Raw genomic sequence first — 8364 nt, forward strand, 5'->3', positions numbered from 1 at the left:
AATTGTTTTTATAGATTTTTTTAAGTGATAAATTGATCAAATATTACTTTTAGTGTAGCATTTTTGAAAATAACCTGATTAAGATTGAGTGTGTACGCGGGTTAGGTTCTATTAAAATTTAAAAAGTAGAATTGGCAATAAATGAAACCGTTCTCATGGTATACTTTAATTGTTCAGAATTAGGGAGGATTAAATTATGCAAAATGAAGAAATTGTTTTTGGAACTTATACTAAACGCAGCTCAAAGGGAGTGTATCAAGCCACGTTAAATGGGGAAAACGGTCAGCTGGAAGATGCTAAAGTTGTTACACAGATTGGGGGACCAACTTATACAACGCAAGGGCCAAATCAAATTTTGTATGTGGTAGATAAGCAAGTAGATCAAGGCGGGGTGGCCGTTGTTAACCGTAAGACGGGTGAGATTAAGCAAGAGGTTTTGAGTACCGGAGCATCCCCTGCTTATTTAGGTTATGATGCTAAGCGTCAATTCCTATATGTTGGAAATTATCATAAAGGAACGGCCGAAGTGTACCAAATTGCTGCGGATGGTCAATTGACTTTAGCGGATACATTTACTAATCATGGCTCAGGTCCACGACCTGAGCAAGAAAGTTCACACGTTCATTTTACTAATTTAACTCCCGATCAAAAATTAGCTGTGGTTGATTTAGGAACCGATGAAATATTCTTTTTTGATGTGCAAGCCAATGGTAAACTAACGCATCCAACAACCTTTAAGTTTGAGGCTGGATTCGGGCCACGGCATATTCGATTTAGCCCAGATGGGAAAACGGCTTATGTGCTAGGTGAGCTTTCTTCACAATTAGCGGTCTTAGACTATATGGATGGTCAAATGCGATTACGGCAAATCGTTTCAACCATTCCGGCTGATTGGACCGAGCATAACGGAGCGGCGGCTTTACGAGTCACTCAAGATGGGAGGTTTGTTTATGCTTCTAATCGAGGCAATAACACGGTAGCTGTTTTTGCGGTGCAAGATGATGGCGTTAAGCTGATTCAATTGATTTCTACGGAAGGTGACTTTCCACGGGATATGGCTTTGAATCAAAATGAGACATATTTGGTCGTGGCGAACCAAAACACTGATAATGTGAGCGTTTATGTGCGCAATCCTGAGACAGGTATGTTAAAATTAGTCCAACAAGATTTCCTGATTCCAGAAGGTGTTCGCGTTGAATTTATCAAATAAATAAAAGCAGAGGTTGAATAATATATGAATCATTCGGAACAAACAAATGCTTCAAATTTGCAGCGTTTTTTGAATAATAAAAGTGTGATGGCATTGGTAATAACGCTATTAATTTTAATAATTATCTTTATGTTAAATAAAGTTAATTTTATCTTTTATCCAGTTCGGGTTCTATTGCAGACGGTAGGTACTCCGATTATTGTTGCTTTTATTTTTTATTATCTGATGAATCCAATGGTTAATTATTTAACGCGACGTTTTAAAATTACACGGACGACTGTGATTGTCGGTCAATTTATTGTTTTAGCCGCATTGATTTTTATTGGCATCGTCTCGGTTATCCCTTGGTTACGTGATCAAAGTATTAGTTTGATACAACATTGGCCCAGTTACTGGAAAAGTTTAACTGAATGGATGAATCAAACTTTTTCCAGAGATGAGTTTAGTAGTGTGAACCAATGGCTGCAACTCAATAACGATGCTATACAAAAATTTATGTCATCATTTCTACATGGTGGCACGCAAAATCTTTCCGGTTTCTTTAGCTCAATGACAAAGGTGATGGTCACGGTTATCACCTTCCCATTGATTTTATTTTACCTGTTAAAAGATGGTGATCGTGTCGCCCCCTATATGGCTAAATTTTTACCAAACAAAATGCGACAACCATTTTTAAAGACTGAATCGGCAATTAATGCGCAAATGGCCAACTACATTCGCGGGCAGTTATCAGTTGCGGGGGTGGTTATGATTATGTTTGCGATTGGTTTTGTGGCAGTTGGATTACCTTATGGTTGGTTACTGGCTATTTTAGCGGGATTTCTAAACTTAATTCCATTTTTGGGGTCATTTTTGGCCATGATTCCAGCTCTGATTGTAGCGGTATTTGTTTCGCCGATGCTGCTATTGAAGGTTTTAATTGTCTTTTCCGTTGAACAAATTCTAGAAGGTAAAGTTGTCTCTCCTAAATTATTAGGGGATTCATTGAAAATCCATCCTGTGACAGTCGTGGTAATTTTGCTTTCATCAGGAGCGATGTTTGGCTTTTGGGGTGTATTGCTTGGTATCCCAGGGTACGCAGCCCTGAAGGTGATTGTTATTAACTTTTATCAATGGTGGCGAACCACATCGGAATTATTTGAAGAAGAAGTTGAAGTGCATGAATCCATTGATGGGGAAGCAGTAATTAATGAATAATAAAAAAGGGTATCGTATTGAAGCGATACCCTTTTATTATGATTTATTTTTGCATCTTTTTTTCTTTTTGACGGGTCATCTGTGATCGTAATCCGGCAATGATGGCTGGTAAAGCAGTAACAACTAGAATACCAATAATTACTAAGGAGAAATGGTCACGAATAAAGGGAATACTTCCGAAATAGTAACCTGCTTCTACAGCAATAAAGGTCCACAGGGTTGCCGCGATGATGTCTAAAATCACGAAACGTTTGTAACTAAAGCCGGAAACGGAGGCGACAAAGGGCGTTAAAGTACGAATGATAGGTAAAAAGCGAGAGAAAATAATCGCAAGAGGTCCATGCTTAATAAAAAAGTCGTTGGCTTCCTCTAAATTACTTGCCTTAATGAAACGACCTAAAAATGGATGCTGCACTAATTTTAGACCCACAGTTCGTCCTAAGAAGAAATTACAAGAATCACCTAAGATGGCAGCTAACCAAAAAAGCAGAATTAAAGCGTAGTGATTTAAGTCACTACCGGGGATGGCTGAAATGGCTCCAGCGGCAAACAATAATGAATCACCAGGTAGGAAAGGTAAGATGACGGCACCGGTTTCAATAAAGATGACAGCAAATAGTAAAGCGTACGACCAAGGGCCCAAAATATTCACCCAATAGGCGAGATGTTTGTCTAGATGTAAGAAAACATCAATAATTATTTGGAAAGTGTTCATGAGATACTCCTAATCTGTAATATTTTGCATATGCGATAAGTTTAGCGGTAAATTATTATAAACCTGTTAACATATAAAGTGTTGTAAGAGAGGTAAATGCTCTTTGTTACAGCGCTATTTTTTTGAATAAATCGTTCGCTTTTGCAAACAACTTTAAGTGAAAGGGGGTAAAAATAATGGAAAAAATCACTTTCTATTGCGATTAAAAATTGGCGGAATAGCAAACAGTTGAGCTTTAGTGCAGCAGCTGTAAAATCTGGAATTTCTGAAACTTCATTGTTTGAATATGAACAAAACAAAAAATCTCCAAGTCCAAGAAATGTCGAAAAATTAGTTAAAGTTTTAGGTGTTAGTTTAGAAGATGTTTTTCAAATGAGAAAGTATGATGAAAACATCAGAGAAAAATAAAAAGACTTTAGTTTAGTAAAGAGAGATACTTTGGCGAGCCTCTCTTTACACCCCGTAAGTCTTAACCAAAAAAATTGAATATTTCTCAACTTTACGTTTAAAAAATATTAATCTAAGCGTTTATTAATTATGCAATTTTTCGATAATTAATAAAACATGTAGATTATTATAACATTATTTTATTCGTTTGAAAAGAGAGGGAAACAACGTTTAAGAAGCTGTCCTACCCGGTAGATGATTAGTGATAACTGCCCGTTAATCTGCCACGTTACGGCGAATTTGAGTTAAAGCGCACTCCGAAAAATGCCACAAGTGGGGATAGTGGACGAAATTTGAATAACCTTGCTCATAGCACTGTGGGAGCATAAAAAGGAAGCGGTGAAACTGTTAATGGAAGTAGATGAAAAGTGAACACTACATTAGCACCTATCTTGATTGCGCTTAATAGAGAAAGAAATATAGCTTGCGGTAGACCGTACTGACGACAGTACAGAGGCTTTTTTCTTCTATTCTGATTAAATTATCGCGCAAGACGTTTCTCTTTTCTTGTGCCATTTATCAGTATAGGAGCATATAAATTAAAAGCTTACTGACTAGATTTCTAGTTGGTGGTTTTTTATTGTGTTTATCTAAACTGGGACTTTTTTATTGGGTACTTATAAGAGTACTTTAGTATTTAAAGTAACTTGAATAGATTGAAATATAAGGATATTAGCATTGACTAACGCCCTGTCATAAAAAATACCCCCTAAGTTGAACATTATTATCCAACTTAGGGGGTTCACTTTAAGTGATGTTAGGCCTTTTTAATTCTATAACTTATAATAGCGATTCGTTGATCAAAATAAACATTGATAAGTTATTTTTGTTGTAGTGAAGATCTTTTACGATGACGGTTTCCTAAATATGTATCAATAATATCAAATGAGATACAAAAAATACTTATAAGAAGAAACTCAGTGAGTGACCAATTGTTAAAGATAAGACTACTAACACAATATATAAACAATATTTCTAAAATTAATATTAAAATCTTTTTTAACATAGATTTACCCTCCGTATAACGTAAGTATAACGAAACAGCATTAAATGTAAACGTTATTATTCTAGAAAATATTTAAATTTTAAAGACGATTCATTTACTTTACAATATAAATGTTTTATCTGAAATTTTTACTTACTTTTGGTATATATATAATTTGCTACTAAAATAAGCAAAAGCTATCTATATATACTAATTGGTATATATAAATATTAATATAAGAGCACAAAAAAACTATTTTTGTAAGAAATATGGAAAAATATGGAACAAATGTTACCCAGTGAGAATGTATAATTTGATACATAAAGAGAATACTTTCCAAGAGGGTTTATCATGAATTTTTTTGTAAATAAAGCAATGGGTCATGGAAATAGCGGAGTAGAGCATGCTCAATTTTATCGAGCAAAAATATTTAGGGAAATAAAACTGCCATTTAAATTGATATTTACTAGTTTATTGCCAGAGCTACATATACACATGAAGGAATGGGGTTTAGCCGAAGATGAAGTTATTAATATTTTTGACTTTTTTATGAGCTCTGATCCTATGAGCTACCTACGTAAGGGGATAACTCATGTGCCTCAAGAAACCACAACTGAAATATTATGGGATTTAAGTAATACGCAACGCATTATCAATAGACAAACAAGTAGTGATTTTAAGATAACAGCACTTAGAAATAAGAAATTTTCAAAAAAGGATGATATTTATATTGTTGGGGATAGTCGTGTTATTTTAAAAAATGAGCAACGTGAGATGTCATGGTTAGTTGATGAAGACAATAATATGGTGGACATCCGTCTTTTTAATTTTATGGGTCGGGATTACTATTATGAAAATTTTCATAAATTATTAGAAGTTTTCTTTGAATTGTTAAATCAAGAATTTTCAGAAAATATATATATTTTAGATCGCGGAATTGAAAATGAAGAAGTTTTAACAAATTTAAAGCAGAAGCGTAATAATTTTAAAATAATTAATATAGTCCATGCTGCCCATCTAGTTGAACAGCAAGGTAAGCATATGCTTTGGAATAATCACTATGAATACATGTTTGGTCATCTTGATGAAATTGACCATGTAATTGTAGCAACTAAATTACAGCGAGATGCAGTTATTAAAAATTTATCACAAATTGGAGTTGATGCAAAAAATAAGATTGTTTCAATACCAGTTGGCGGGGTCGATCGGTTACTACCTGTTAAGAGAATCAATCTTAAAAAGGTACAATTAGTGACAGTTTCAAGATTACATGAAGAAAAACATATTGATCAAATTATTGAAGCGATTAAGAAATTAAATGAGAATGATATTGAAGTCCAGCTTGATATTTTCGGTGCTGGAGGCGAGAAAGAAAAATTGCAGCAACTAATTGATGATTTGCAATTAGAATCAAATGTTCAATTAAAAGGGTTGAGTCAAAATGTAGTAGATGATATTAAAGGTTATGATGCATTTATTGGTGCTTCCTATTCTGAAGGGTTCGGGTTGACATTTATTGAGGCGATTTCAGATTCCATACCAATAGTTAGTTATGATAATTTATATGGTGCGCAAGAATTGATCAGAGACAATTTTAATGGGATTTTGGTTCCCTTTGAGGTGGAAAATTCAAAACGAGAGCAAAATATAATTAACTTATCCAATGGTATAAAAAAGGTGATTGAGAATCACGATCTGTTAGCTGAGGGTGCACATCATATTGGAGAGATATATGCATCTAATAAAATTGCTCAAAAGTGGAAAGGACTGTTGGTATGGGAGAATGAAGAAAATTGAAGTAATTAATTCACTAGATTTTATAAATTTTGGAGGTGTCAAAAAACAAATTCTAGATGTTAAACGAGGCGTCAGTGATGAATTATGGTTAGCGACACCACATGAAGATGCAGAAAGGATTTTGGCAACTTTTGGCTACGATTTGGGTAAGTTAAAAGTATTTGATATTTATACACAAAAATACCTGAAACCAATTAATGAAGAAATGGGGATTTGGTGGAGCGATTTAAGGGTACCTAATAATGCAACATTCACGATTAAAAAAAATTGGGAAATCGCAGTTATGCAACAGGGACATCAAATTGCTCGGATGAAATGGTTTAATGATTCACATAGAATAGTTAAGTCGGTTCAGTGGCTAACAAGGGAATCTAAAATTGATTATGTTGATATATACAGGCGAGATGGTTCGTTATTCTCTAGAGAGTACTATGATGTAGGGGAGTTAATTCAAGCAAATTTTTATGATAACAATGAGCAAATGATCACACAAAATTTCCATTTTGAAGGTGCAATGAATTTGGTGTATTCGAATTCCCAAAAATATCCAAATAGTAATGAGTATGTAAAAGCAATTTTAAAAGAGCACCCGAATGCTATATTCAACATTTCACAATTAGGCAGGGAAATTGACTTCTCTACTGAGAATACAGTTTTATCGCTGTACGATGGTGTATTAAATAGTGCTGGAGATATTTTTGGAAACTTAGAATTGGTAATTAATAATTCAAATATTTCAATTAATACAATCCGTGTAAATAAAAAAGATTACGAACTCTTAAAAAATTCGGATTTGAATTTGCATGATATTAATTTTGAATTATTGAGCGAGGAATAAGTGGTATGGAGAAAATGATAAAAAAATTTATCAAATATCGTCTTTTTAAAAGTGGTAAATTTTTAGTTAATGGACAAAATCAATTTACGAAGATATCAACTATAGACGGAATAACAAATCAGGGTTTGACAAAAAAGGTCTTTATAACATCACTTTTGGGGTTAGGATTACCATCTGGGGTAGTATTAGCTGATGAAATTAATGGTAGTGATGATCAAGTTAATAGTCGACATTCTAGGGAAATTGATGGCAGCACTAAAACTCTAGCAAATCAGAATAGTAGTATTATATCTTTGGTCAATCATAAGACAGATAAACCTGATAATGAAGATTCTTCATCTTCTGAGACATCTCAAGTTGCGATTGAAGATAGTAAAACTACTAATGGAAAGAATACATTTGCTTATCCTTATACAGCAGTCGAAACATTTAAAGATGAAGCGGGCAATGAAGTTGCGCCAAAAGTTACTTTTCAAATTCATGATGGGGCTGAAACTTGGCAGTTTATTAAGCCTCCTGAAATAGATGGACTTTATCCAGATATTGATGCGTCGTATTTAACGTTAAATGGTAGTAGATTATCTATGGGGCTTCTTTTGGGTGCGCTGGGTGTAGATTTAACAAATTGGAGTGATATTACTTACGCATTAAATGATCGATCTACTTATCATTCTTCTGATGATATTGGTTCAGCACCAATAGTTGAATATATTTATCTAAAAAGTGAATTTTTGTTTACTACTAATGATTTAACGTATAGTGTTGGGGATACAAATAAACCTAAAGCTAGTGACTATGTTAAGGAGCTTCTGGAGCCTGATGGAAAGAAAGGGGATATTTCAAAGGTTAAACTTGATGATAGTAATGTAGACTATGATAGTGCCGGAACCTACACTGTTATTTTGAAATATACTGATAGTAAGCTATATGATCACGATGTAGAGGCTCATTTAACTATTGATGACCCAGCAATTTCAGAGAGTACAAGTACCTCCGATTCAGAAAGTAAGTCTATGTCGGAATCTAAGAGTACAAGTACATCAAATTCAGATAGTAAGTCAACATCTGATTCAAACAGTATAAGTACTTCTGATTCAGACAGTAAATCAACATCAGATTCAAAGAGTACAAGTACTTCCGATTCAGATAGTAAGTCAATATCGGATTCAAAGAGT

At 34.0% G+C, this 8364-nt stretch carries 7 protein-coding genes; 6 read left to right on the forward strand and 1 reads right to left on the reverse strand.

Annotated features, from left to right (window positions below):
• Window positions 1–196 precede the first annotated feature (196 nt).
• A complete protein-coding gene (locus ACJQWY_RS05405) occupies window positions 197–1210 on the forward strand; it encodes a lactonase family protein (protein ID WP_407076714.1) in 1014 nt (337 codons plus the stop codon).
• Between the two features lie 24 nt (window positions 1211–1234).
• Window positions 1235–2407, forward strand: coding sequence for an AI-2E family transporter (locus ACJQWY_RS05410; protein WP_407076715.1), 1173 nt, complete (start codon window positions 1235–1237; stop codon window positions 2405–2407).
• Between the two features lie 43 nt (window positions 2408–2450).
• On the opposite strand, the gene ACJQWY_RS05415 is transcribed toward ACJQWY_RS05410, so the two are convergent.
• Window positions 2451–3122 (reverse strand): VTT domain-containing protein, encoded by a 672-nt coding sequence (locus tag ACJQWY_RS05415; protein ID WP_407076716.1) that lies wholly within the window; start codon window positions 3120–3122, stop codon window positions 2451–2453.
• Window positions 3123–3323: 201 nt separating this feature from the next.
• On the opposite strand from ACJQWY_RS05415, the gene ACJQWY_RS05420 reads away from it, so the two are divergent.
• The 4 genes from ACJQWY_RS05420 to ACJQWY_RS05435 form a co-directional block, all read left to right on the forward strand.
• A complete protein-coding gene (locus tag ACJQWY_RS05420; RefSeq protein ID WP_407076720.1) occupies window positions 3324–3530 on the forward strand; it encodes a helix-turn-helix domain-containing protein in 207 nt (68 codons plus the stop codon).
• A 1375-nt stretch (window positions 3531–4905) separates the two neighbouring features.
• Window positions 4906–6351: a glycosyltransferase gene (locus tag ACJQWY_RS05425; RefSeq protein WP_407076717.1), complete on the forward strand. Its 1446-nt coding sequence runs from the start codon at window positions 4906–4908 to the stop codon at window positions 6349–6351.
• Entirely contained in the window at window positions 6338–7189 is an 852-nt protein-coding gene (locus ACJQWY_RS05430) for a hypothetical protein (RefSeq protein WP_407076718.1), read from the forward strand. The genes ACJQWY_RS05425 and ACJQWY_RS05430 overlap by 14 nt, the downstream gene beginning before the upstream one ends.
• A gap of 5 nt (window positions 7190–7194) precedes the next feature.
• The coding region (locus tag ACJQWY_RS05435) for a hypothetical protein (protein WP_407076719.1) at window positions 7195–8364 on the forward strand (1170 nt) is incomplete at its 3' end.

The organism is Weissella kandleri, from assembly GCF_045504165.1.
In the GTDB taxonomy this organism is placed as follows: domain Bacteria; phylum Bacillota; class Bacilli; order Lactobacillales; family Lactobacillaceae; genus Weissella; species Weissella kandleri_A.

Bases quoted from the DNA above. Each gene is read 5' to 3' on its own strand.
- ACJQWY_RS05405 (WP_407076714.1), top strand. From the start codon at position 197: ATGCAAAATGAAGAAATTGTTTTTGGAACTTATACTAAACGCAGCTCA.
- ACJQWY_RS05415 (WP_407076716.1), bottom strand. From the start codon at position 3,122: ATGAACACTTTCCAAATAATTATTGATGTTTTCTTACATCTAGACAAA.
- ACJQWY_RS05410 (WP_407076715.1), top strand. From the start codon at position 1,235: ATGAATCATTCGGAACAAACAAATGCTTCAAATTTGCAGCGTTTTTTG.
- ACJQWY_RS05430 (WP_407076718.1), top strand. From the start codon at position 6,338: ATGAAGAAAATTGAAGTAATTAATTCACTAGATTTTATAAATTTTGGA.
- ACJQWY_RS05425 (WP_407076717.1), top strand. From the start codon at position 4,906: ATGAATTTTTTTGTAAATAAAGCAATGGGTCATGGAAATAGCGGAGTA.